Genomic DNA, 24141 nt, shown 5'->3' on the forward strand with positions numbered 1-24141 from the left:
AACACACCCCTTGCGCCTTTAGCTGAATCGTTTCAGCATTATCATCATAGACGGTAGGCATCGATCAATACCGTTACTCGGCATTTGTGTCCTTTACGTCGCCGTCGAGCCGTTACCGGACTCGTCCTTACAGGAGAATTGCATGCTCACACTCGGTCCTAATGACATCTTGCTTGACCGCCACGCCAACAATTGGCAAGCGGCGCTGGATGAGGCCGCCCGGGTACTGGCTGACGCGGGGCTGGTTGATCCTGCCTATCGCGAGGGCCTGCATGCCCGTGAGGCGCAGTCATCTACCTATCTGGGTAATGCTATCGCCATTCCCCACGGCACGCCCGAAAGCCGCCAACATGTTAAGCGGACTGGCGTTCGAGTACTGCAATTTCCAGAAGGAATCGAGTGGCATGATGGCAACCGCGTCTATGTACTGGTGACGATTGCCGCACAAAATGATGAACATTTGGATATTTTGCGCGCCCTAACGCACGTGTTGGACCGTGACGGCGTCGCTGAAGCGCTTGCCGCAGCCCGCTCCCCCGAGGAGGTCGCTCGCCTGCTGTCTAAAGCTACCCCCGCGCCCAAGCTGGATAGCGACACGCTTTGCCTACAGTTTCCCGCACAAAGTGTTCAGGAACTGGCCCTGGCAGCGGCCGCCCGCTTACGCCAAAGTGGCTGCGTAGATAACCACTTTATTGCCGATATTGCGGCGAAACCGCCGGTTTGGCTGGGCGACGGTTTTTGGCTTGCCAGCAGCGCCAGCGGCGTCCAACAGCCTGCGCTCGGCGTGGCGACACCGGTCGAAGCACGCATGGAAGAGAACGGCCCTGCTGTTCACGGCCTGTTTTGCCTGGCAGCACAGGGAAGCGCACACACCTCCCTATTGGAGCAACTTCAGAAGGTGCTCGAAAACACCCCAAGCCACGCGTTACTAAAGGCAGATGCCGCCCAGGTGCTGGCTCAGCTTGCAGGTGAAACAGCCAATACGCATACCCAGCGCGTGCGTGTATTAAACCCCCACGGCCTGCACGCCCGCCCGGCTAAACAGTTAGTGCAGGTAGCTCGAGCACAGGCCGTTGCGATTAACGTTCGCCTGGAAGAAGGCAGCCCCGCCAGCGTTTCCGCAGCGAGCCTGACCAAAGTCATCGGCTTAGGCGCACGCCGTGGCCAGTGGCTGGTACTTTCTGGCGAAGGCAATGAAGCGCCACAGGCACTGGCCAACGTCGCGGATGCAATTGAAGGCGGCTTGGGTGAAAAGGTAGCGCCTTTTGACAGTGGCCGAGAGCAGCTGGCGACCCACCCTGCTCACGAGGAAACCGTTAAGCCTTTGACAGCCGATACACCGCATACGGCGATTGCCGCCTCCCCCGGGCTTGCGATTGCGCCGGTGTTTGTTATTCGCCCTCAGCACTTTGATTACCCGGAACAGGCTGACAATCCCGACCGCGAACTGACCCGGCTGCACAATGCCATCCAGGAGGGCATTGCCCAGCTGGAAGCCCTGGTGCGCAATGCGCCGGGTGGCGAAGTGGCCGACATTCTCTCCATGCATGAAGAGATGCTGGATGACCCCGAGCTGCACCGCGCCGCCGAAGATGCCATTCGTGAAGGCCGTTCAGCCGAGGCGGCCTGGTGGGAAGCGATTGAAACCGCCGCCCACGCACAGGAAATGCTCGCCGACCGCCTGCTTGCCGAGCGTGCCGCCGACCTGCGTGATGTGGGTCGCCGCGTGCTGAGTGTTTTGTGCGACACCCAACTTCCCGAGCCACCCAACCACCCCTACATTCTGGTGATGGACGATATCGGTCCTTCCGACGTAGCGCGCCTGGATACCTCCCGTGTGCGCGGTCTTTTGACCGAACGTGGCGGCGCCACTGCCCACAGCGCTATTTTGGCCCGTGCACTGGGCATACCCGCGGTGGTAGGCGCGGGCAAAGCGGTAATGGTCTTAGCCAATGCCAGCATGATGATTCTTGATGGTGAACATGGCCGCCTCATTCCTTCGCCTTCTGAGCAGCGCTTACGCCGCGCCGAGCAGCAGTTGCTTGATTTACAGGCCCGCGAAGCCGATGCCTGGGAACGCCGTTATGAACGCGCCCAAACCCGCGATGGCCACTACGTGGAGGTGGCTGCTAACCTGGGCAACACCGCTCATGCAGAAGATGCGGTTGAACGTGGTGCCGAGGGCGTTGGCCTGCTGCGCACTGAGTTCCTGTTTATGGCCCACTCAAGCGCACCCGACCTTGCCACGCAAACCGCCGAGTATCGGCAGGCCATCGACGCCCTGAATGGCCGCCCGTTAGTAGCGCGTACCCTGGATGTGGGTGGCGACAAGCCTCTGCCCTACTGGCCAGTCCCCCAGGAAGACAACCCGTTTTTGGGTCTGCGTGGCATTCGCCTGGCGTTAACCGAGCCCGACGTACTCGAAACCCAACTGCGCGCGCTACTCATGGCAGCCGCCCCGGTAGCGGGTTCAGAAGAGACGTCCAGACCGCTGCGGATTATGCTGCCAATGGTCAAGGACGTGGCTGAATTTCGCGCCGCCAAAGCCATTTTTGACCGTTTGCTTGCGGAAATTCCCGCGGATGAGCGCGCAAGCGACGTGCAGCTAGGCGTGATGATTGAGATTCCCTCCAGCGCATTGCTGGCGCCAACGCTTGCCGCCGAGGTGGACTTCTTCTCGGTTGGCACCAACGATTTAACCCAGTACACGCTGGCGATTGACCGCGGTCATCCAGAGCTCTCTGCCCAGGCAGATGGCCTGCACCCGGCGGTTCTGCGTTTGATCCAGATGACCGTTGACGCCGCTCATGCCCAAGGTAAATGGGTCGGCGTTTGCGGTGAACTAGCCTCGGATACGGCGGCTATTCCCGTATTGGTTGGGTTAGGCGTTGATGAGCTTTCAGTTAGCGCCCGGCAAATTCCGCTGGTGAAAGCTCGCCTGCGCGAGTTCGATCTGGCCGATGCCCAGGCCAGTGCGCAACTGGCCCTAAGCCAGGCGACCAGCGCCGCTGTGCGCGACGCGCTGGAGGCACACTAATGGCCCGGGTTATTACCGTTACGCTCAACCCGGCGCTGGATTTGGCGTTTGACCTTGAAGAGTTAACGCTGGGCACGGTTAACCGCCCCAGGAACGCACAGCTGGAAGCCGCGGGCAAAGGCGTTAACGTTGCACGAGTGCTGGCCTCGCTGGGCCATCACGTGGTGGTGAGCGGATTTCTCGGGCGCGATAACGATGGCCCCTTCCAACGGGCGTTTACGCAGTTGGGCGTTACGGATGCCTTTGTCCGCGTGCCAGGGGAAACCCGTATTAATGCCAAGCTGGCGGAAAAAAGCGGCCGGGTGACCGATATTAACGGCCCCGGTATCGGCGTAGATGCCACGCAAGTCGCCGCGCTTCTGAACAGCATTAAACAGCAGCTAAACGCTGAGCCTGCCGATGCCATTCTTGTGGCAGGTAGCCTGCCCCTTGGCTTAAGCCTGACAAGCTTTGCCACGTTGCTGACTGAGCTAAAAGCTACCGGCGTGCCGTTATGGGTGGATACCAGTGGCGAAGCCCTGCTGTGCGCGATTGAGGTAGCCCCCGAAGCCGTTAAACCCAATGAATTGGAACTTGCCCACTGGGCCGGTGAGGCACTGGATGATCACGCCAAGCGAGTAAGCGCCACCAGCCGCCTTTATCAGGCAGGTATTGGCCAAGCGCTACTTTCTGCCGGGGCCGACGGCGTTATTTGGGTGAACGCCAAGGGCACCTGGCAGTCAACGCCGCCCCGCGTTCAGGCAGCCAATACCGTGGGTGCAGGCGATACCTTTGTGGCTGGCATGCTCCACGGCGTGCTCAGCCAGCAAAGTGACGAAGAAACACTGCGTTTTGCCACGGCGCTTTCCGCCGAATCTGTTCGCCATGTTGGCGTGGGCAATGCCCACGCGGACGACTTTGCCGTACTCCTACAACATACTCAGGTCCAGCGCCTGCACGCCAGCCGCACCGAGGGAACGTCATAATGAATATTATTCTAATTACCGCCTGCCCCAGCGGCATGGCAACGACTTTTTTGGCTGCCCGACGCCTTGAACAAGCCGCTCAGCGCTTGGGTTGGAAAGTGCATGTAGAAATGCACGGAGAACTGGCACCGGTCGAGGCCGCCACTGCCGAACAAATTGCCCATGCCGATTTAATTGTCGTAGCCGCCGAGCACGTACCCGCACCGGAGCGATTTGAAGGCAAACGCCTTTACCAGGCACCGATTGCTCAAGCGCTGCCTGACCCGGACGCGTTTTTAACCACCGCTAAACGCGAAGCGCCGTTATATAGCGCCCCGGTTGCTACCCCTCAAACAAAAGCGCCAGCCGCTGCAGGCGGCCAAACCATTGTGGCCGTTACCGCCTGCCCCACCGGTGTTGCTCATACCTTTATGGCCGCAGAAGCGCTGGCTGAGGCGGGCAACGCCATGGGCCACTCAATACGTGTGGAAACCCAAGGCTCAGTCGGCGCCCAGAACAAGCTAACGGAAGACGAAATCGCCGCCGCCGACGTTGTCATTCTGGCCTGCGATATTGAAGTTGATCCAACGCGTTTTTCCGATAAACGCGTGTACCGCACCTCGACCGGTACGGCGCTTAAAAAATCTCAGGCAACGATTGAAAACGCCTTGGCCCAAGCCAGCGTGGAAAGCGCAGGCACGGCTAATACGGCTTCAAACGATGGCAAAAGCCTGAAAGAGAAAGGCGTGTATAAACACCTGCTCACCGGTGTGTCGTTTATGCTGCCCATGGTGGTGGCGGGCGGGCTACTAATCGCCCTGTCGTTTATGTTCGGCATTGAGGCATTCGAGCAGGAAGGCACCCTGGCCGCTGCGCTGATGCAGATTGGCGGCGGCACCGCGTTTGCGTTGATGATTCCGGTATTAGCAGGCTATATCGCTTACTCAATTGCCGACCGCCCTGGTATTGCGCCGGGTATGATTGGCGGCATGCTGGCGGCGGACATTGGCTCGGGGTTTATTGGCGGTATTCTGGCAGGCTTTCTAGCCGGTTACGTAGCCCTTGCGGTCACTCGCCATGTGAAGCTGCCTTCGAGCATCGAGTCACTTAAGCCCATCCTGATTATTCCGCTGATCGCGAGCCTTGTGACAGGCCTGGTCATGATTTACATCGTGGGCGAACCGGTTGCCGCGCTGCTTAACGCGTTAACCAACTTCCTGGCGTCGATGGACTCCACCAATGCCATATTGCTGGGTATTTTGCTGGGCACCATGATGTGCTTTGACTTGGGCGGCCCGGTTAACAAGGCGGCCTACACCTTTGGCGTGGGCCTCTTGGCCTCAGGCACCTACGGCCCCATGGCCGCGATTATGGCGGCAGGCATGGTACCGGCCATTGGCATGGGTATCGCAAGCTTCGTGGCACGCAACAAATTCTCCGAGCCGGAACGTGAAGCTGGCAAGGCTTCGTTCGTGCTGGGATTGTGCTTTATTAGTGAAGGCGCGATTCCGTTCGCGGCCAAAGATCCGCTGCGGGTTATTCCCGCTTGTATCGCTGGGGGCGCCGTTACGGGTGCACTTTCGATGCTGGTGGGTGCCCAATTAATGGCCCCGCACGGGGGTATTTTCGTCCTGCTGATTCCTAATGCAATCACCCCGCCACTGCTCTACCTGGGCGCCATTGTGGCAGGCTCACTCATCACTGGCCTGAGCTACGCCTTTATTAAACGCGGCGCCGCTCAAGTGGCCGTCGCCAGCTAAGTGTTAGCTCAACACGAGCAGGCGCAATGCCTGCTCGTGGTTAGCCTTGTATAAAAGCTACTGACGTCATTGCTGTTTTATTACCTGTTTTATCGCCACGCTCAACGGATAGTTGCCCTTATCACTTTTTTATGTAGTATTTTTACATAATCGATATCACCGCCATTTACCCCAGTTAACATTTGCCACTCAACAACAACGGACACGCGCTCTATGTTTCAACTCACCCGTAGCGTTACGTGGCAGGCGCTTGAACGCCTGCGCGACAACACCCATAACGACCGCATCCGAGACTACTTCACTAACGACCCAAAGCGCTTTGAGAAGATGAACCTCAAGGTCGGCGGTCTGTTTCTGGACTATTCAAAGCACCATGTTTCCGACGCAGTGCTCGCCAAACTGATAGAGCTTGCTGACCACTCCGCGCTGGTGCAGCGCCGGGCACAAATGTTTTCTGGCGATATTATCAACGTTACCGAAAACCGCCCGGTACTGCATACCGCGCTGCGTAACCTGAGTGACGAACCGGTGTATGTCGACGGCGAAGACGTCATGCCGGAAATTACCCGCACCCGCGAACAGATCAAACAGTTTTCTGAAACGGTACGCAGCGGAGAATGGAAAGGCTACAGCGGCCAGTCGATCAAGGATGTCGTTAATATCGGGATTGGCGGCTCGGACCTTGGCCCCAACATGGCGGTGCGCGCGCTGCTTAAATATCGTCATCCGGAGATGCACTTTCACTTTGTATCCAACGTGGACGGCACACATATCCAGAAGGTGCTTTCGCGCCTGGACCCGGCCACTACGCTGTTTATCGTCTCGACCAAAACGTTCTCCACCCAGGAAACGCTGCTCAATGCAAAAACAGCGCGGCGCTGGTTCCTGGAGAACGCCGGAAGCGACGCGGATGTAGGTGCCCACTTTGTCGCCGCTTCGACCAACCGCAAAGCGGCTATGGAATTCGGCATCCGTGAAGAGAACGTGTTCGAGTTCTGGGCGTGGGTGGGTGGGCGCTACTCCATGTGGTCCTCAATCGGCTTACCGATTGCGTTATCTATCGGTTTTGAAGGGTTTATTGAGCTGCTGGAAGGTGCCCACGAGATGGACCGCCACTTTATTGAGGCGCCTTTTTCCGAGAACATGCCGGTGCTCATGGCGCTTATTGGCATCTGGTATATCAATTTTATTGGCGCAGAAACCCAAGCCATCGTGCCTTACGACCAGGCGCTTAACCAGCTGCCCTCCTTCCTGCAACAGCTGGATATGGAGTCCAACGGCAAATCGGTGGATATTTTCGGCCACCCGGTCAACTATAAAACCGGCCCGATTGTATGGGGGCAAACCGGCTCCAATGGTCAACACGCCTTCTTCCAGCTGCTGCACCAGGGCACGCGTTACGTACCTATCGACTTTATCGCCTCGCTCAAGCCGGAGCCTGGCATGGAAGACCACCACTTTGCGCTATTAACCAACATGCTCGCCCAGGCTAACGCTTTTATGGAAGGCAGCCAGGGCGACGGTAAAGAGTTAAGCCAGCACGACCCCTACAGCTGCCCCGGCAACCGCCCTTCCAGCACGTTACTGTTGGATGAACTCACTTCCCGCAATCTCGGCGCGCTAATCGCACTCTACGAGCACAAGGTCTTTGTTCAAGGCGTGATCTGGAACATCAACTCGTTTGATCAATGGGGTGTTCAGCTAGGCAAGCGCATCGCCGGTGAAATCAGCGAGCGTATTGATACGAACGCAGCCGACTTTGATGCCTCAACGCAAGGATTGTTGAAATTGGTGCGCGCGCATTTTCCGGGTGGCGACACCAACAGCCAACACACTGAAAGCGCCAAAAAAGTGACCAGGAAAAAGAGTTAGCGGGTTTAATAAACAGAGAAAAGCGTTTATTCAAAGCCCTGGCGTAATAGCCGGGGCTTTTTATACGTAATCTGTATTGATTGATGCTGTATCGACGAAAACAGCGTGTTAGTTCGCTTCCATCCAGTACTGCGTTGATGTCTCACCGCATATTGTAAAACCCAACCGCTCGTACCAGGCGATGGCCAAGCTCTTCTTTAAAACACGAAGCCGTAAAGGCACGCCCAGCTCTCTTGCCTTTTCAAGCTCCTGACGCACAACGTGCGAACCAACTCCCCTCATTGTCCAGGCCCGGCCATCATTGAAGCTACGATGGTTATTCGCCATGCTCTTCTCGCCACAACAGCGGGTAGTTAGATACAAAACCTGATGACGTTACCGTTAACTCCGTTTCGAAATCACCGCCGCTCGATACGTAGTGAAATATTGACTCTGATTGCCGGGTGTAACGTTGAGGGAGCTTTTCTAACGTCAGCTCTGGAAATGTTAACCAAGCAGCGACTGCCTGCTCGGAGTCTCCTATAGCCATATTGCATCGTCTGATAGGCAGCAAATTCGTCGCTGGTGAAAAGGCGAGATCAACGTCAATACACCCTTCAACCTGAGGTTGCTCAACTCCGTTCAACGTCCACACATTGCCAGGCTCGACCATAAGTACCACATTAATCGGCTCATCATTAATGTTACCGACCACATGCACTTCTTGCGTTTTCCAAGCCGCATCGCACACGACTCTGTAGGAGAGCAAGCACTTGTGTCCCTTGGCTACGAAGATGGAAGATCCTGTCAGCAGGTGGCCTTTTTCGCCGCTGCTCACGCTACATAACTCATGTCCTGGCAGGTCCAACCGCTGCCAGACAATCGTATCGTTGGTTGGCATCGTCATAAATTCCGAACCTTACTCCTATCAATCATCCTATGCGGCGGTATCCCTCAAGCCAGTTCAACCTTACTAAAGTTAGCTTATAAATGGCCGATAACGTCTATTAATAACAACGAAGGATCGACCATGAAGATCGGATTTTCCAATTTTATGTTGATAGGTACCCGTCACGAATCGTCTTCCGCTTTGAAGGTGTCTCGGGTCGCGAGCCAAAAGAGCCCGATGGTGGCAGCACCGGATGCTGACGATGCACTGACTAAACGCCTTAAAAAGCAGAAAGAGGCGTTTGAGCAACTGGCGGCCCTGCCCAGCCCGAAAGAGTCAGCGATGCAAAATGCTTCGCAGAAAGTCGGCTTTTTAAAGCAGCGGCTGGAAACACTTAAAGCGATGATGCGCTTTGCATCACCAGAACAGCTCAAATCCATGGCTAAAGAGCTTAAAAGCATCGCCCGCGAGCTAGGTGTGGCAGCGCGGCAATTAAATGATAGCGGCGGTGGTAGCGCTGGCCCCTCTGTCACGCCTACGGTAACGAGCGCCCAGCCAACAAGTGTCACCCCTACCGCTTCTTCTGACAGTGCTGAAAACGGCAGCGCCGATGCACAAGCTGACGCTCAAGCCGCCAACGCGACGCTCGCCAGTGCGGAGGCGGCCATGGCGAACCTGGAGGATGAGCAGAGCGAGCATGCCCAAGATGCAGCCACCACGACCAATAACGTGCCAAACGAGCCGGCCGTAATCATCACTTCGCAACCGCAGGATGACCGCCGTTCTCAAGGAATTAGTGCCAGCGAACACGCTCTACGCAGTATTTTGATCGACACAAAAAAAGAGCTTCAGGAAGCGATGAACGAGCTAAAGATTCGCCTACGTCAAGAGGATAAAGAAGCCCGCCGAGAACTAAAAAAGGCGGAAGAAGATATGAGCAAACTTGACCGTACACTGGCCCAGTCAACCTCCAATGCTCTCTACTCTTCGCTAGGCCAAATGCTACCTACTACCGTAAACAGTGCCAGCGTAGTCACGGGTAGCATTAGCGTGGAAGTTTGACCATTCGCTCCATTACTCGAAATACTTCAACCTTCTATACAGCTTGGCTAGAAAGCGAGCGCCAACTATTAGGCCAATGCTGAGCACCACCGCTGCTAGCGAACCATAGGCCACTATGCCTCCCCATACCCATTGGCTTATCGCTGTGCTCAAATGCTGAACGAAAAGATACACACCGATCAAGAAGCTGCCTGCGCGTACCAGGCCCTCCTCGGAAATCGTTAAAGCAGGCTCATCTCCCAGAAATTTATTGGCCAGCGTTACCGCAGAAAACCACAGTACGATACCCGCGATGATAGGAATAACAGCAGTGGCTGCGAGCCATGGCAGCCACTGGGCTAGCTCCGCATCGTAGCCGGGGCTAAACAGCAGCGGCGATACGCTTAGCAAAGGCGTAATGGCGAGGTAAATAGCGAGTAATCGAATCAAAAGAATGGAGAAAGGTTTCATAGGCTTACCTTACATTTAAACCTCCAGCATAAGCCAAATTTGGCCCAAAAACCTGGTACCCGATACAACATTGCCTTGGTAATTTCTTACCAAGGCAATGAAGCAGCACGGTTACACTCTGTATAACGGACGAATGTAGAACCGGTTGTTTAACGATCCCGAATGACAATCGGACCAATGGGCGCAACATTAGGCATGAACAGCATGACTTCGTTAACATCGTGCATGGGGGCGACAAAATCGGCTTTCCAAGTGCCTACGCGTGGGTTCTTGTCTGGTTCGTCGTTAAAGCTCAGGCGCAAGTTGTCTGGCGCGACCACACCTCCATCCTCACGCAGCAGCGAGAACGACTGGTCGCCGAACTCGGCGTAGATCTGCCCGTCAATTCGATCTAGCGGGATATCGTCATAAATGATCTCGCCAGAGTAACCTGGGTAGTCCGTCACGAAACGTACTTCAATATGTAAAACGCCCTCTTTGCGAACGGCTTTATAAGGCTCAGCGTAGGCGTGACCACTGGCGGTGGGCGCGCGTTCAGCATTAAGTGCAAATGCTGGCGTGCTGGCTAGTGTTGTCATTAACAGCAGTGAAAGCGTGTTACGAAGATTCATATCTGACTCTTTTCGGGGTAGTGAGTGGATTGATCGTTGGCGAAGTGATACCAGTCAGTGATTACCAACGGAACAGAGCCGCCCGAAGGCGGCTCTGTTGTACTTGCTATACTTGTCTATTTATTCAGCTTCGATACCGAAAGCGTTTAGGCCCGCACGGAATACGTCGGTGTTGTCGATCCAGTAGTGGCTGTCTTCGTCTACTTCATAGCGGGAAAGACCGTCTTCTGCCTGAGCAATGTCAAAGAAGAACTCAGCGCCCGCGCCGTGGGCATACAGCGGTACCAGCTCACGCGTGTGGGTATCGGAATGCCAACGTACCAAGGGTAGCGCGCCAGCACCCTGATTAACGATCGGGCTATAGGCATTCACATCAGAGTCAGGACCTTGAAGCAAACCGTTACCGTGATCAGTCGTTACAATGATCAGGGTATCGTCCCAGGAACTGTTGTTTTCTACCCACTCAACGGCCGCCTCCACAGCTTCGTTGAAGTCGATTTGCTCTTCGATAATACGCGGCAGGTTGTTAGCGTGAGCTGCCCAATCCACAGCGCCACCCTCAACCATCAGGAAAAAGCCATTTTCGTTGCCGTTTTCACTGGCGTTGAGCACGTTCAAAGCGCCGCTCGTCAGCGTGGAAAGGCTTGGTGACGTATCCAGTAGATTACCGCCGGTTACGCCGGGACGACTGTATTGCAGCGTCTGAATGTTCTGCACCAGGCCCAATACTTTGTCCTTGGGAAGATCCAACTCACCAGCAGCCAGAGCTTCAAAATCGTCCTTGCTTTCGATAAAGGCGTAATCCGTTTCTCCGCCTACCAAGCGCTGGTAGGTCTCTTCGCCACCGATAAAGCGGAAATTGCTCTCACCGGGGTTATCGACATGCTCGCCGGCTGCATCGTAATAGGGGTGCCCGGTACCGATGGCGACAGTGGCAAGGCCAGAATCAACAATTTCGCGGCCAATGGCTCTATAGTCGTTGCGGCTTACGTTATGGGCCATGAAACCGGCAGGCGTCGCGTGGGAGACCTGCACCGATGAGACAACACCCAGAGCGCGGCCGCTATCAACAGTGTATTCGCCAATATGCTTAAGCGGCTCATCATCGTTGGACCAGTTGATGGCGCTGTTATAGGACTTATGGCCTGAAGCCAGCGCCGTTGCCGCTGCAGCGCTGTCGGTGTAATCAGCCCGAGCGTAGTCGTAACCGGCAAAGTAGCCTTTGTAGTTACCCAGGCTACCTTCGTAAACGGTGTCTACCGCCTCGTCGTTCCAGAGCTCGGCTGGTTCAAACGTAACCGTACCGTCATCACTCTTGGTGGGTGTGGTAGAGGTGTTTAACGGATGCGTTGCCATGAAAAGCTGTGTATCAAACTCATCATAAACTTCATGGCCCAGCGCGCCGTGACGGAAGTAACTTGCCGCACGGAACGTCTCGATACCGGTACCGTCGGTGATCATCAAAATAACGTTCTTAGCTGTGTTTTCCTGCGCTAATACCGGCGTAACCATGACCGATGCCAGTGCCAACGTGAGTGCATTGCGCGTAAAGTTCTTCATTTTCATCCCTAAAATAAAGTTAGCTAATCGATATCCAACAAATCGTAGCGCCTAAAAATGTCATTTTCATGAATGCTAATGAAGGTAAGTCAATTATTTCTAATAAACATGAATCGCAATCAGCAGCCGATCCGTAAAACTGTTCATTGTGGGTTTCGCCTGAGTAACGCTTGCACGCTTGGTCACAACGCATATACTGTGTATATATACACCAATATAGAAAGAGGCAGGCGTATGGCGTCTCTCGGCAAATCACCAATACGGACCACCGTGCACAAAGGCCGCGGGGCAACCTATGACCCGCACAACCGCTTTGCCCCAACCTATAGCGTTGCAGAAGACGACGGGTGGTGGCGCGAAGAGACTTCTCCCACACGGGCAACTGAAGTACGCGAAGAAACCAGTAAGAGTGCGCTTTCCTGGAACCGGTCGCCAGACTTGCCTTTTGATCGCTCATTGAACCCTTACCGAGGTTGCGAACATGGCTGTGTTTACTGCTATGCCCGCCCTTCTCATGCCTATTGGGATCTATCCCCGGGGCTTGATTTTGAAACCAGGCTGATTGCCAAAATGGCCTGGTGGAGCAATTAAGTGAGGAGTTTTGCAAGCCTGGATACGTCTGCCGACCAATCAATCTCTCTGGTAATACCGATTGTTACCAGCCACTAGAAGCCAAGCGCCACTTAACGCGCCAGTTGCTTGAGCTATTATTGGCTTGCCGCCATCCAGTCACTATTGTGACCAAAAGCACGTTAGTGTTACGGGATATGGATCTGCTGGCTGAGATGGCCGAACACCGCCTGGTGCGCGTATTTATTAGCCTGACCAGCCTGGACGCCAATATGAAACGCACGCTGGAACCTCGTGCGGCCTCTCCTCAAGCGCGTTTAAAAGTTATCCGTGAGCTGAATACTGCTGGCATTCCCGTCGGAACGCTTGTTTCTCCGGTCATCCCCGGATTAACGGATCATGAAATAGAGCGGATTCTTGAGGCCGCCAGCCGTGCTGGCGCACGAACGGCGTCCTGGATGCTGCTGCGCTTACCCCATGAAGTCGCTCCTCTTTTTGAAGCCTGGCTGGATGCCCATTACCCCGAGCGTGCGGCCAAGGTAATGAGCCTGATTCGCCAATGCCGGGGCGGCAAGGCCTACGACGCTCAGTTCGGTAAGCGCTTTCGCGGCGAAGGTATTTTTGCCGATATGATTGCACAACGCTTTAATCGCGCCAGCCGCCAGTGGAACTTTCAATCTCGTACCGAGCAAGGGCTGAATACCCGAGACTTTCGCCCGCCCAACGCTCAGGGCGAGCTTTTTTATTAAAGCCCATGAAAAAGGCATTTGCCTGACATACTCTCAGCTTACTGAAAGTGCCAAGCAAATGCCTAAGTGATTAATACTACTGTTTTTCGCTATTCGTCATAGCTCTGCTTAAAATCTAATGACGACCTTTCTAAACATCCTCCCATGGTTCATCAATGCAGCTTTTCTCCATCAACAGTGATGTGATGCGTACTGCGGGCTTTGGGATGAATAAAGTAGTGACCTTCGGGCGCGGTATGGGGCTTGATATGGTGTAGTTTAAGGTTTTTTGGCGCAGCGCTTTTATTATGCACTCCATAAATAATAAACGGAATCGATAGCACTACAAGGAAACAGCCGATCAGCAAACCGGTATACACTTCGTTAGACTCTTTTCCTGGCAACCCCGTGGGAGGGAAGAAGGAGACGACAAAAGCAACTAAAGAAGTAAGTAACCCCACTACTGCAACGGTAATTTTTATTTTGTTACCGCCAGGGATATTGAAGGTACGTTGATTTTCAGGCTGTTTTCGAACAAGGGTAATGTAAGCCAGGAATAGCATAAAGTAGCTGCACAGATAGATAACGACGGTTAGCGCTAGTGCAATCAGGAAGGACATATTATTTCCTCCCCCCGTATTCGTCAGAATAATCAATGCGATCGTTGTAATGGTTAGCTGAGAAATAACCAACGCCACCGGCACGCCGTTCTTGTTTACTTTAGCAAAACGCGCCGGCAATATACCCTGCTGCGCGGTTACCAACATGCCGCGTGATGGTCCAACAATCCATGCGGCTATTTCAGCCAGCACGCCCAGCAATAGCAGCGCAGCAATAATCCGAATAGCCCATTCAAAATGGCTGCCAAAGTGGTTAATCAACACACTGAACGTTTGCATCACGCCCGCAGATAAGTTGATTTGCTCGTGAGGAATAACAGATGCAATCGTCAACCCACCGAGAGAACTTAAGAGAATGGCAGAAACCATAAGAAATAACATGGCGAGAGGATAGTCACGACCAGGGTTTTTCATCTCATTGACATGAGTCGCCGACGCTTCAACCCCCATATAACTCAGTATAAAAGCGACAAACACTACCAAGGTACTCATACTACCAAAGGTGGGGAAAAACGTCTGTGCACTCATTTCAATAGCGACCGGCGCACCTGAGCGAAGATACAAAACTGCAAGCCCAATTAAGATAAAAGCGGGCAGTAGAATACCTGCAAAAAAGCCTAGCTTTGCAATCCGCGCCGTATTCTTGGTACCGCCAAACTGAGTTAACGCTAATCCCCACAATATAATCAACGCCGCAATCGTTTTGACTATCGGGTCGCTATTCAGTGCAGGCCAATTAAGAATATAAGAGAGTGCGCCTAGCACGAAGTAAAGCATAGGAATAAAGCCGACAGCAATTTGCAAATAGCCAAAGGAGATTGCCGCAAATCCCCATCGTTCACCTAGCGTTTTGGATACCCACGTAAAAACCCCGCCCTCTTCCCAGCCTTTAACCGTCGCCATTTCTGCCGCGCAAAGCCCTACCGGAATAAACCACAGTACCCCACCAAGAATAAGAAAGAAGACCAGCGAGAAACCCGATGTTGCAAAGGTAGGGTATTCATATACCGCCATTACCATTGAAGCCGTTATCGCGAAGAAACCCAATAACGAAAGCTGCTTTGGCGCGGCTGTCGATTGTGTATTATCCATATTTATTCCCCGAAGAAACGAATTATTAATCCGTCGTTCTTTTATTCGCTAATTAGAGCGGCGATGTCTAGCCGCTCTAACAACCAAAGAGTCTCAAATCATGAATGATTAAAACCGCTGGCTTCATCTTCTGACAATGGATTAACCACGGGATGGTCTTCAAAATGCTGAAGCGAACGCTTCATATCTTCAATTAACAAGCAGCCTAGATCGTAGCTCACCCCATGGCGAACAAGGATACGCTGGATAACCAAGTCTTCACGGTGAGCTGGCATCGAATAAGCGGGGACCTGCCAGCCGCGCGAGCGTAATTTTTCGGCCAAGTCATAGAGCGTATAACCGCCAATATTTGCGCCTTCTTTCAGCTTCCATGCTAACGCAGGAATACCTTCATTGCTGTTCCCATCAAAGAGGATTTCGAAGGGACCTAGCTTACTAATCTCATCCGCAATATGCTGCGCGGTAGCGTAACAGGCATTATGGATTTTGGCGTAACCTTCACGGCCAAGTCGCAGGAAGTTGTAGTACTGCGCAATGATTTGCCCACCGGGGCGCGAAAAATTGAGCGCGAATGTCGGCATATCACCGCCGAGATAGTTAACGTTAAAAATGAGCTCTTCGGGCAAGTCTATTGCTTCACGCCAGACCACCCAGCCAGCTCCCAAAGGTGCAAGCCCAAATTTGTGGCCAGACGTGTTAATGGACTTTACTCTCGGGAGCTGGAAATCCCATACTAGATCTGGCGCGCAGAACGGAGCCAAGAAGCCCCCACTGGCACCGTCAACGTGCATAGGAATATCCAGGCCGGTTTTTTGTTGCAATTGATCCAGTGCATCGCTTACATCTTTTACTGGCTCGTATTGGCAAGTAAAGGTAACGCCCAGAGTTGGTATAACACCAATCGTATTTTCATCAACGCGTTTGATAACTTCCTCTGGGCTCATAATCAAGCGATCGCCTTCCAGCGGAATTTCACGCAGTTCAACATCAAAATAACGGGCAAATTTGTGCCAGCAAATTTGTACTGGCCCACAAATCATATTTGGTTTATCAGTGGGCAATCCTTCTGCCGCACGTTTTTTCCGCCATTGCCACTTAAGCGCTAGCCCGCCAAGCATTGCGGCTTCTGAAGAGCCAATCGTCGAGCATCCCATGGTTGTTTCTGGCGAGGGTGAGTTCCAGAGATCTGCTAACATCCTAACGCAGCGTGCTTCGATTTCCGCAGTTTGTGGATATTCATCTTTATCGATCATGTTTTTATCGATTGAAAGATCCATCAAATTACGAATTTCATCATCAACCCACGTTTGGCAAAATGTTGCCAGGTTCTGGCGGGAATTCCCATCAAGCATTAATTCGTCACGAATGGCGCTAAATACATTGTGAGGATTACGCTCTTCATCGGGAAACCCGGATTTCGGCAACGATGTCGCCAAGTCAATTGATGCATATACATCGTCATTATCATTACGTGCATTTAACCCTTTGACATCCATCATACTACCCCCAGTTTTTTTATATGGATCACGTTTACTGCTCAAAGATCAGCTAAAACCACCCTATCAAACCATCAAAATTTACTATATCTACACGGGTGGTGCTTTTATTCTATGACAAAATCTTAAAAATGAAACATCGTAAGTATAATTTAAAAAACTATTTCACCAGCAAACGCCTATCCATTTGAAACTGCTAAAAATATTACCAACCAAGGCGTGACATTTATCTCTCGTAGTACCCACCGGGTAGAAAAGTGGTTTAATACGAGTATAAGAAAATAACCGACTTATCAATAGATTAAAAAACCTTGACTCTACAAACATGAAACAATAGCTCCCACACTAATCTACACAACAGCATAGGATTATCCTCAAGGCCATAGCACGATATGACCACCCAATAAAAACGAATTAAGCCACTGTTTTACAATAAGACATCATGAGTGCAAAAGGTATTTTATCCAGCCATCATTCAATGAATACTGGGTGACTCGATCAAGCATTAGAAAAAGAAATACTCAACAAGCAACCATTGGTGCCAACGAATAAACAACAATGCTCTGTTGGAAACAAGTTAAGACAAGATATTTACAACATAGCAAGACCTAACAGGCCCCATAAAAAAGCATTTGCCTGACATACTCTCAGCTTACTGAAAGTGTCAAACAAATGCCTAAAGTAGTAATCTTGTTGTTTTCGCTATTCGTAACGCTTATTTAGGCCGGCGGCGTAGCTCATTAAGCACTAACGTAAAGAAACTACGAATTTCGTTCATTTTGGGTCGTGCTTCTTTAATCAGCGTGTCGAAAGGTTCCAGTTCGCGCTCTTGCGCTTCTCTTTGTGCAATCTCTTCTCTTATTTCTTCAATGAGTTCGGAAGAGTCATCCAGCATGGCCTTGAGTTCAGCGGTCGATGTTGACTCTAGCTCGTGTTGATGGGTCATGGACGGTTCCTCAAAACAGCGTGGTGAGCGCAATCAGGATGGCTGGCACGGCAATAAATACGCCTAGTACCCAAGCAGCGGCGAGTGCTTTTCTTTCTGAGGCGACACGGCCTAGCCACTCGGCACCCTTAATAGGCAGTGGTCTTAAAAACGGTAGGCCAAAAATCACCACAACCGCAAATAAATTAAAGAAGAGGTGAACCAGTGCGATTTCCAGCGCCAGTATGGCAGTTGCCCCAGTGATTGCGGTGGCAGCAAGTAGCGCGGTAAACGTCGTGCCAATATTGGTGCCCAATGTAAAAGGGTAAATCTGACGTAAAGAGAATGCGCCTGACCCAGCTAACGGCACCATTAAGCTTGTGGTGGTAGAGGAAGACTGGACTAAAAACGTCACCACAGCACCAGAAGCAATACCGGCGACGGGGCCACGTCCAATGGCGTTATGCATAATGTTTTTTGCCTGCCCTACCATCAATACTCTCAGCAGTGCGCCGATATAACGAATCGCTAAAAAAATCACGGCAATACCAAAAATAATCATGGCAACGCCACCGGCAATCGTGGGCAGGTTCATGGCGACACTTTCAACCGAAGAGGTAATCGGCTTTGTTGCCATCCCGACAATATTAATACTGCCCATGGAAAGGTCAGCATCACCGTAAAACAGAAACGCCGTAGCGTTCGACAGCTTTTCAAGCGGATGAAAAATAAGCTCAATGGGCAGAAAAATCGCCACGGCCAGCAAGTTAAAAAAGTCATGCACCGTTGCGGCAGAGAACGCCCGCCTAAACTCGGCTTTATCACGTACGTGGCCAAGGCTTACCAATGTATTGGTGACAGTAGTACCAATATTGGCCCCCATGATCATGGGTACCGCCATAGCGACAGGCAGGCCGCCCGCCACAAACGCCACGATAACGGAAGTAACGGTTGAAGATGACTGTATCAGGGCCGTCGCGACAATCCCAATCATCAAACCAACAAAGGGGTTGGTGGCAAATTCAAACAACTGAGCGGCATGGCCGCCCGCGGCAATCTTAAAGCCATTACCTATGATGGATACGGCACAGATCAGGAAATACACCAGCAATGCAAGCGTGAGCCACTGCCTTAGCGTGCCCTTGCGCCGGACTTTTATTCTGCGACCCTGGCTTGGTAAGACCTCTTGCACAGCACTATTGATATTTTCGGCCATTGCCACATCCTCTTGGAAGGAAGAACGCACGTATAACCCACCCACTCCTGCAAAGAGTGGCGTCTATAAGTGACATAGGCGTGACAACGGCGTGGCACTATCGTGTTAGAGTGAACGGTGTTGGATCGAAGAGAGGTTGTTCACAGTGGGCAACATCAAGCGAATGCTGCTACTTCCTGGAAGCGGCATCCCATGTAAGTTACCCACGCTTGAACAATCGAAAGTGCTTTTTACCTTTTTGTACGATCCAGTATTGGTCAAAAAGCGCGAATGCTTGACTTAACTGGCCTTGCTCAGCGCGCTCGCCGTTGATACGTACAGCGTTCTGGTCAATCAATTCACGGGCCTGCCGCCTGGATGAGGCGAGTTCGCTTGCCACCATAGCCTCTTCCAGCGTCTGTCCAAACGCTACGTCTTGGCAGCGTAGCCCATCAAGTTCAAGCTGCTGTAGCTCACTACATGAGAGCGCAGCTACTTCACCACTGAACAGCGCCAGGGAAATACGCTGAGCAGCAGCCAGCCCCTCCTCGCCATGCACAAAGCGGGTAATGGTTTCAGCAAGTACACGCTGCGCTTGGGGCTTGCCAGCGGCCTGTTTGTCTTCTGCTTCGATTGCGTCGATTTGATCGCAATCCATGAACGTGTAATAGCGTAAAAAACGGTAAACGTCAGCATCATCCGTATTCAACCAGAACTGGTAAAACTGGTAAGGCGAGGTCTGTTCCGGGTCGAGCCATACCGTACCGCTTTCCGTTTTACCGAATTTGGTACCGTCGGATTTGGTGATCAACGGCAGCGTCATACCGAACACCTGCTCGCCGTTCAGGCGGCGTGTGAGGTCGATACCACTGACGATATTGCCCCACTGGTCGTTGCCACCCACTTGTAACCGGCAGCCCAACGTCTTGTTGAGGTGGGCAAAGTCATAGGATTGCAGCAGCGCATAGCTGAATTCAGTAAACGACATGCCCTGGTCAGGCCGTTCAAGACGCTGACGAACGGATTCACGGTTAATCATCGCATTCATCGAGAAGTGTTTGCCCACATCGCGAAAGAAGTCGATCACGCTAATCTGGCCAATCCACTCTGCATTATTAACCGCTTTCAGGGGCGCTTCGAGGTGCGGGGCCATCAACCAATAAATCTGTTCGCTTAAGGCGTTAACCCAACCCTCAACCGTTTCGGGAGAGTTAAGCGAACGCTCCGCCGCCTTGAAGCTGGGATCACCAATCAAGCCGGTGGCACCCCCGACCAACGCCACACCTTGGTGGCCGGCATCCTGAAAGCGTTTGAGCATCAATAAGGGCACCAAGTGACCGATATGCAGGCTGCCCGCCGTGGGGTCAAAACCGCAGTAAACGGTCTGCGGTGATTCGAGCAGAGCCTGAAGCTCATCCAGGTGAGTTGTCTGCGCAATTAAACCACGCCGTTCAAGGTCGTGAAGCAATGCCTGTACAGTCATCATGCTCGCCTTTTTAGCCATTAGAGAAGATGATCATAGACTAAAAGTTGGCGGCGCAATCCGCGATATCCCTAAAGAGCTAGAAATCAGGATTGGGTGACGGGCGGTTCGGTAATAGCGTGATTAATAAACAAACCAAAAAGCTCGCTTAACGATGCCACCCCCAACTGAGCGTAAATACGTTTGCGGTGATTCTTGACCGTACCTTGGGTGATCTGCAGGCGCTCGGCAATCTCGTCGGAATCCAGGCCCTGCACCATCAAGGCAGCCACCTGCTGTTCACGGTGGGTTAAATGCGCCTGCCCAAAGCTGCCAATGGCCTGGTGAATGTGCTGGCTAATCGGCTGATCGGGCTGCAAAGGCTCAGAAAGATACAGCGGATTATTGCCCCACTGTTTGCGGCACAGCGCGGCCAGCAGCTCAATATACAGCTCAAGGTAGTGGGCATCGGAGGAAGAAAACCCGCCACTCTCCGCCAACAATCCCAGGTAGATAACTATCCAGCGGGCATCATCCAGACGAATGGCGAGGCAAAGTTCATCCTGCCAGCCGGTTCGCTGATAGAAGTTGCTGGCATACTCGTTATACCCGGCAGGCGGTACCACATCGGCCATACGCAGCACACCTTGGCGCGGTGCCTGGTCGAGCGCCACCAGAAAAGGGTCCTGCTGGTAATCCTGTAGCAAGTAGCGCTGAAAAAGCAGCTCACGGCGCTCGGGAATGGAATCGAACAGGTAGATAGGGTGTTTGTCAGGCCGGTACCCAATGATCACCGCACAGTCAAAGTGGATAATGGTTTTGATAAGCGCCGTCAGCTGTGAGGTAAAGCTCACCGTGTGCAGCGCATCAATCGTCTGCGTTAACGCATGCGACATGGCGTCTTTAAAGAGAGTAGGCATACGTATTAAACGGTGGCTGTGGCAGAGGACGTTCAGTATGCTTTAGTCCGCGCTCATTTATAAGACATTCACACAGTAGATTTTATGACCGACTCTCTCAGCAAGACAAAATCCAGCTTTTATCGACGTCTTTACGTGGCTTACCTGATCGACCAGGGCGTCGCTAGCGTACCTGCGCTCGTGAGCGCCTGTGGCATGCCGCGTCGTACGGCTCAGGATACGATTGCGTCACTTGCCGAACTGGACATTGAATGCCAGTTTCAACCAACCCAAGGCGAGCGCCATAACAGTGGTGAATACCGGGTTATCAGTTGGGGGCCAATTGACCCTTCCTGGGTCAAAAATCAGGCAAAACGGCTGGCCGAGGCACTGGATTATCCCTCGCTCTCGTTTTGATTGCCTGCTGGTTCAGATGCTCAATCACGCCAGGCAAGCCGGGCGGCATTCAGTGTAACGCTTAATGAACTGGCGACCATGGCCAGTACCGCCACCAGCGGGGGAATGGCCATCACGATCACCAAGCCCAGTGCTAGCGTATTATAGACGGCCGACAGGGTTAAATTCTGCAACATGACACGCCGAGTTGCCTGAGCAGTGGCAAGCCCCTCAACCAGGCTAGAAACACCCGGTTTCAGTAAATGCGCAGCTGCACCTTCACGGGCGGCATCACTGGCGTTGAAAGGGGCTGCCCCAATATCGGCGGCCGCCAAGCTTAAGGTGTCATTAACCCCATCGCCCACAAACAGCGTAGGCCCTGGCAGCCCCTGAACCAAGCGGGCTTTCGCCTCCGGCGAACGCTCTGCAAAACATGCATTCGGCGCCAGCCCAAGGCGCTCAGCCACCGCCTCAACGGCGCCAGGCCTATCTCCACTCAGCATGACCACCCAGTAATCGGCTTGCAGTGATTGAATACTCGGCGCGGCATCCTCATACGGCGTATTTTCAAGATAGAAGCTGCCTAGCCAGCCCAAGGCGTCCGCAAGTACCACTTCAGAGGCGGCAAGTGAGGTATCCGTTTCATGTTCAGGTAGCTCAATACCCTGGCTATTTAAAAAGCGCTGGCTGCCGAGCCAAATATCGCCATGTTCTGGCAAGTGAAGGTGCACCCCTTGCCCAGGCACCTCTTCTATCACCTGGGATTGCCGAGGTACGTATGTCGGGTCAGAACCCGCCCAACGCGTGAGCGCTTGGGCCAAGGGATGCTGGCTGTTGGCTGACACTTGATACAACGTGGCTTTAACCGCTGGCTCGGTCGCCCCTTCACGGCTTGCCCAATGCACTAGCACCGGTTCGCCCTTCGTTAACGTGCCGGTTTTATCCAGCGCAATGGTTTTTACTCTCGCCAGCGTTTCAAGCGCTGCCGGGTCGCGCAAGGCGATCCCCTGGTTTAACAGTCGGCCGCTCCCCGCCAGGCTTGCCAATGGCACGGCCAAACCTACGGCACAGGGACATGCAACGACCAGAACTGAAAGCGCTCGAACGGCGGCATCTTCAAGGCCAAGCCCCAATAATAGCCCCACCGGCAGAGTAGCTAACCCCAGTATCAACGCCACGGGGCTTAACCAGGCAGCAAAGCGGTCGGCGAGTTTTTGCAGCTCGCCCTTTTGCGTCTGGTAATGGCGCATTTGGTCGCGAAGACGATCCAGACGCCGTTCGCCAAAGGCATGAGTGACCGTCATACAGACATTAGTGCTGCCTAGTAACCGACAGCCGGCATAAACCGGCTCGCCTTTAGGAAAGTGGCGAGGTGTGCTCTCCCCTGTCAGCGATGCGGTATCCACCCACGCGGCCTCTTCCAAAATGCCGTCCAGCGCAATAAGCTCACCTGGCGTTAGCATTACGCTGGCACTCGGCTGAATCTCCGCCAAGGGTTTCACCTGCCACTTGGCGCCCTCCCACACCAGCACCTCACCCTTTGGTTGGGGCAGGACATCAAGGGCTTTTAACCCGCGATGACGACACAGTGTTTCCACTAGCCGCCCGCCTAGCAAAAGCACAATGAGCATGACGGCCGTATCAAAATACACCTCGGCAGAGCCGCGCCATAAAAGCCCGAACGACACCACGACCGCAGACCAAACGCCGAGAGTCACCAGCACGTCCATACCCGGACGTTTAGCACGCAGCGTGCGCAGGCCTGCTCGATAAAACGGCCACCCAGCAAAGGTCACAACGGGAATAGAAAACGCCCCCGATACCCAAGCGACGACCCACTCAATCGTTGGGTTGGGCAACGCTCCTGCGTAAATCAAAAGAGATGCCAGCATGGTCCACATGCCAAACACGGACCCCACCAGCAGGCGTAAACTCAAATAGCGGCTTTCCTGCTCAAGGCGCGCATGCGCGTCCGCACTGGGTTCCAGCTCGGTTAACCGGTAGCCTAGGCGCTTTACTTTAGGGGCCAACGTGTCGAGCGAGATAGCCTCAGCAGCTCCTTTTACCCATAGTGTGGCGGTTGGGTAGTGAACGCTGATGCTCTCAATCCCCTTTCGGTGGCTAAGCACGCCCTCCACGGCGAGCGCACAACTGGTGCACCACATGCCGTTTAGCGTGTACAGCGCTTCTTTGGCGCTTGGCTCCCCCTGCGCCTGCATCGGTGGCTCTTTACCGCTTACAGACAAGGCGGTAAGCCAACCATCGGCCCGGCGACAAACACCACGCCCAAGGCAGAAAACACGTATAGCCATGCGGACACAAAGGCATTAAAGTGCTGCCGCCCTTTATGCTGTTTAGCTTCCTGAAAACACCCCCAAGCAAGCCCGGCCAATAGCACGGCGGTTACCAGGCTCAGCAACAACAGAGTGATATTGATATGGTTAAATGCCCCCAGGTCAGGCTCTGGCGGCACCACGGCGCAGGCAACCGATAGCCCGCCGTAAATGGCGACAAACCAGATGCTCCAAAGCGTCAACCCACCTACAAAATGGCCCGGATGAGTAAGATTTAATCGCTGCACGATTGCTTTCATC

The 24141-nt window shown here is 53.3% G+C and carries 19 protein-coding genes and 1 pseudogene; 7 read left to right on the plus strand and 13 right to left on the minus strand.

The window, feature by feature from the left end:
• Positions 1-142 precede the first annotated feature (142 nt).
• From ptsP to pgi, 4 genes are all read left to right on the plus strand, one after another.
• Complete coding sequence (ptsP, locus tag FKN99_RS13015) at positions 143-3037, plus strand: phosphoenolpyruvate--protein phosphotransferase (protein ID WP_172118289.1); 2895 nt, start codon at positions 143-145, stop codon at positions 3035-3037.
• On the plus strand, positions 3037-4002 hold the full coding sequence (pfkB, locus tag FKN99_RS13020) for a 1-phosphofructokinase (protein ID WP_172118290.1): 966 nt from the start codon (positions 3037-3039) through the stop codon (positions 4000-4002). The genes ptsP and pfkB overlap by 1 nt, the downstream gene beginning before the upstream one ends.
• Complete coding sequence (locus FKN99_RS13025) at positions 4002-5741, plus strand: PTS fructose-like transporter subunit IIB (RefSeq protein WP_172118291.1); 1740 nt, start codon at positions 4002-4004, stop codon at positions 5739-5741. The genes pfkB and FKN99_RS13025 overlap by 1 nt, the downstream gene beginning before the upstream one ends.
• 213 nt (positions 5742-5954) lie before the next feature.
• Positions 5955-7613 carry a glucose-6-phosphate isomerase gene (gene pgi / locus FKN99_RS13030; RefSeq protein WP_172118292.1) on the plus strand — a complete coding sequence of 553 codons (1659 nt, stop codon included), beginning with the start codon at positions 5955-5957 and terminating at the stop codon, positions 7611-7613.
• Positions 7614-7721: 108 nt separating this feature from the next.
• Here pgi and FKN99_RS13035 read toward each other — a convergent pair whose 3' ends face one another.
• Together FKN99_RS13035 and FKN99_RS13040 are read right to left on the minus strand one after the other, a co-directional pair.
• The gene (locus tag FKN99_RS13035; RefSeq protein ID WP_172118293.1) at positions 7722-7940 is read right to left on the minus strand and encodes a GNAT family N-acetyltransferase; all 219 of its coding nucleotides are present in this window, start codon (positions 7938-7940) and stop codon (positions 7722-7724) included.
• A complete protein-coding gene (locus FKN99_RS13040) occupies positions 7930-8499 on the minus strand; it encodes a putative glycolipid-binding domain-containing protein (protein ID WP_172118294.1) in 570 nt (189 codons plus the stop codon). The genes FKN99_RS13035 and FKN99_RS13040 overlap by 11 nt, the downstream gene beginning before the upstream one ends.
• 123 nt (positions 8500-8622) lie before the next feature.
• On the opposite strand from FKN99_RS13040, the gene FKN99_RS13045 reads away from it, so the two are divergent.
• Entirely contained in the window at positions 8623-9543 is a 921-nt protein-coding gene (locus FKN99_RS13045; RefSeq protein ID WP_172118295.1) for a hypothetical protein, read from the plus strand.
• A 12-nt stretch (positions 9544-9555) separates the two neighbouring features.
• On the opposite strand, the gene FKN99_RS13050 is transcribed toward FKN99_RS13045, so the two are convergent.
• The 3 genes from FKN99_RS13050 to FKN99_RS13060 all read right to left on the minus strand — a co-directional run bounded on the left by FKN99_RS13050 (position 9556) and on the right by FKN99_RS13060 (position 12164).
• The gene (locus FKN99_RS13050; RefSeq protein ID WP_172118296.1) at positions 9556-9993 is read right to left on the minus strand and encodes a hypothetical protein; all 438 of its coding nucleotides are present in this window, start codon (positions 9991-9993) and stop codon (positions 9556-9558) included.
• 149 nt (positions 9994-10142) lie between these two features.
• The gene (locus FKN99_RS13055; protein WP_172118297.1) at positions 10143-10604 is read right to left on the minus strand and encodes a hypothetical protein; all 462 of its coding nucleotides are present in this window, start codon (positions 10602-10604) and stop codon (positions 10143-10145) included.
• 120 nt (positions 10605-10724) lie between these two features.
• Positions 10725-12164 carry an alkaline phosphatase gene (locus FKN99_RS13060; protein WP_172118298.1) on the minus strand — a complete coding sequence of 480 codons (1440 nt, stop codon included), beginning with the start codon at positions 12162-12164 and terminating at the stop codon, positions 10725-10727.
• 234 nt (positions 12165-12398) lie between these two features.
• On the opposite strand from FKN99_RS13060, the pseudogene FKN99_RS13065 reads away from it, so the two are divergent.
• Positions 12399-13483, plus strand: a pseudogene (locus FKN99_RS13065) (PA0069 family radical SAM protein).
• A gap of 152 nt (positions 13484-13635) precedes the next feature.
• On the opposite strand, the gene gadC reads toward FKN99_RS13065, so the two are convergent.
• The 6 genes from gadC to FKN99_RS13095 all read right to left on the minus strand — a co-directional run bounded on the left by gadC (position 13636) and on the right by FKN99_RS13095 (position 21172).
• A complete protein-coding gene (gene gadC, locus FKN99_RS13070) occupies positions 13636-15174 on the minus strand; it encodes a glutamate:gamma-aminobutyrate antiporter (protein WP_172118299.1) in 1539 nt (512 codons plus the stop codon).
• A 98-nt stretch (positions 15175-15272) separates the two neighbouring features.
• The gene (locus FKN99_RS13075; protein ID WP_253927048.1) at positions 15273-16673 is read right to left on the minus strand and encodes a glutamate decarboxylase; all 1401 of its coding nucleotides are present in this window, start codon (positions 16671-16673) and stop codon (positions 15273-15275) included.
• Between the two features lie 712 nt (positions 16674-17385).
• A complete protein-coding gene (locus FKN99_RS13080) occupies positions 17386-17616 on the minus strand; it encodes a hypothetical protein (protein ID WP_172118300.1) in 231 nt (76 codons plus the stop codon).
• Positions 17617-17626: 10 nt separating this feature from the next.
• On the minus strand, positions 17627-18811 hold the full coding sequence (locus FKN99_RS13085; protein WP_216658083.1) for a Na/Pi symporter: 1185 nt from the start codon (positions 18809-18811) through the stop codon (positions 17627-17629).
• Positions 18812-19010: 199 nt separating this feature from the next.
• Entirely contained in the window at positions 19011-20273 is a 1263-nt protein-coding gene (gene tyrS, locus FKN99_RS13090) for a tyrosine--tRNA ligase (protein ID WP_172118349.1), read from the minus strand.
• An 86-nt stretch (positions 20274-20359) separates the two neighbouring features.
• Positions 20360-21172 carry a helix-turn-helix domain-containing protein gene (locus tag FKN99_RS13095; RefSeq protein ID WP_253927049.1) on the minus strand — a complete coding sequence of 271 codons (813 nt, stop codon included), beginning with the start codon at positions 21170-21172 and terminating at the stop codon, positions 20360-20362.
• A gap of 84 nt (positions 21173-21256) precedes the next feature.
• Here FKN99_RS13095 and FKN99_RS13100 point away from each other — a divergent pair, with 84 nt between their 5' ends.
• Positions 21257-21568 carry a winged helix-turn-helix domain-containing protein gene (locus FKN99_RS13100; RefSeq protein WP_172118301.1) on the plus strand — a complete coding sequence of 104 codons (312 nt, stop codon included), beginning with the start codon at positions 21257-21259 and terminating at the stop codon, positions 21566-21568.
• Positions 21569-21588: 20 nt separating this feature from the next.
• On the opposite strand, the gene FKN99_RS13105 is transcribed toward FKN99_RS13100, so the two are convergent.
• Positions 21589-23859, minus strand: coding sequence for a heavy metal translocating P-type ATPase (locus FKN99_RS13105; RefSeq protein ID WP_319941289.1), 2271 nt, complete (start codon positions 23857-23859; stop codon positions 21589-21591).
• Entirely contained in the window at positions 23784-24140 is a 357-nt protein-coding gene (locus FKN99_RS13110) for a hypothetical protein (protein WP_172118302.1), read from the minus strand. Before FKN99_RS13110 ends, FKN99_RS13105 begins: the two co-directional genes overlap by 76 nt.
• Position 24141 lies beyond the last annotated feature (1 nt).

This window comes from Halomonas hibernica (genome assembly GCF_013183775.1).
GTDB lineage: Bacteria > Pseudomonadota > Gammaproteobacteria > Pseudomonadales > Halomonadaceae > Vreelandella > Vreelandella citrativorans.

Excerpts from the sequence above, each read along its gene's own strand:
- FKN99_RS13075 (WP_253927048.1), bottom strand. The coding sequence starts at position 16,673 with ATGATGGATGTCAAAGGGTTAAATGCACGTAATGATAATGACGATGTA.
- pfkB (WP_172118290.1), top strand. The coding sequence starts at position 3,037 with ATGGCCCGGGTTATTACCGTTACGCTCAACCCGGCGCTGGATTTGGCG.
- FKN99_RS13025 (WP_172118291.1), top strand. The coding sequence starts at position 4,002 with ATGAATATTATTCTAATTACCGCCTGCCCCAGCGGCATGGCAACGACT.
- FKN99_RS13085 (WP_216658083.1), bottom strand. The coding sequence starts at position 18,811 with ATGGCCGAAAATATCAATAGTGCTGTGCAAGAGGTCTTACCAAGCCAG.
- ptsP (WP_172118289.1), top strand. The coding sequence starts at position 143 with ATGCTCACACTCGGTCCTAATGACATCTTGCTTGACCGCCACGCCAAC.
- FKN99_RS13105 (WP_319941289.1), bottom strand. The coding sequence starts at position 23,859 with ATGGCTATACGTGTTTTCTGCCTTGGGCGTGGTGTTTGTCGCCGGGCC.
- tyrS (WP_172118349.1), bottom strand. The coding sequence starts at position 20,273 with ATGACTGTACAGGCATTGCTTCACGACCTTGAACGGCGTGGTTTAATT.
- FKN99_RS13055 (WP_172118297.1), bottom strand. The coding sequence starts at position 10,604 with ATGAATCTTCGTAACACGCTTTCACTGCTGTTAATGACAACACTAGCC.
- FKN99_RS13110 (WP_172118302.1), bottom strand. The coding sequence starts at position 24,140 with ATGAAAGCAATCGTGCAGCGATTAAATCTTACTCATCCGGGCCATTTT.
- FKN99_RS13040 (WP_172118294.1), bottom strand. The coding sequence starts at position 8,499 with ATGACGATGCCAACCAACGATACGATTGTCTGGCAGCGGTTGGACCTG.
- FKN99_RS13100 (WP_172118301.1), top strand. The coding sequence starts at position 21,257 with ATGACCGACTCTCTCAGCAAGACAAAATCCAGCTTTTATCGACGTCTT.
- FKN99_RS13045 (WP_172118295.1), top strand. The coding sequence starts at position 8,623 with ATGAAGATCGGATTTTCCAATTTTATGTTGATAGGTACCCGTCACGAA.
- pgi (WP_172118292.1), top strand. The coding sequence starts at position 5,955 with ATGTTTCAACTCACCCGTAGCGTTACGTGGCAGGCGCTTGAACGCCTG.
- FKN99_RS13050 (WP_172118296.1), bottom strand. The coding sequence starts at position 9,993 with ATGAAACCTTTCTCCATTCTTTTGATTCGATTACTCGCTATTTACCTC.
- FKN99_RS13095 (WP_253927049.1), bottom strand. The coding sequence starts at position 21,172 with ATGCCTACTCTCTTTAAAGACGCCATGTCGCATGCGTTAACGCAGACG.
- FKN99_RS13080 (WP_172118300.1), bottom strand. The coding sequence starts at position 17,616 with ATGACCCATCAACACGAGCTAGAGTCAACATCGACCGCTGAACTCAAG.
- FKN99_RS13035 (WP_172118293.1), bottom strand. The coding sequence starts at position 7,940 with ATGGCGAATAACCATCGTAGCTTCAATGATGGCCGGGCCTGGACAATG.
- FKN99_RS13060 (WP_172118298.1), bottom strand. The coding sequence starts at position 12,164 with ATGAAGAACTTTACGCGCAATGCACTCACGTTGGCACTGGCATCGGTC.
- gadC (WP_172118299.1), bottom strand. The coding sequence starts at position 15,174 with ATGGATAATACACAATCGACAGCCGCGCCAAAGCAGCTTTCGTTATTG.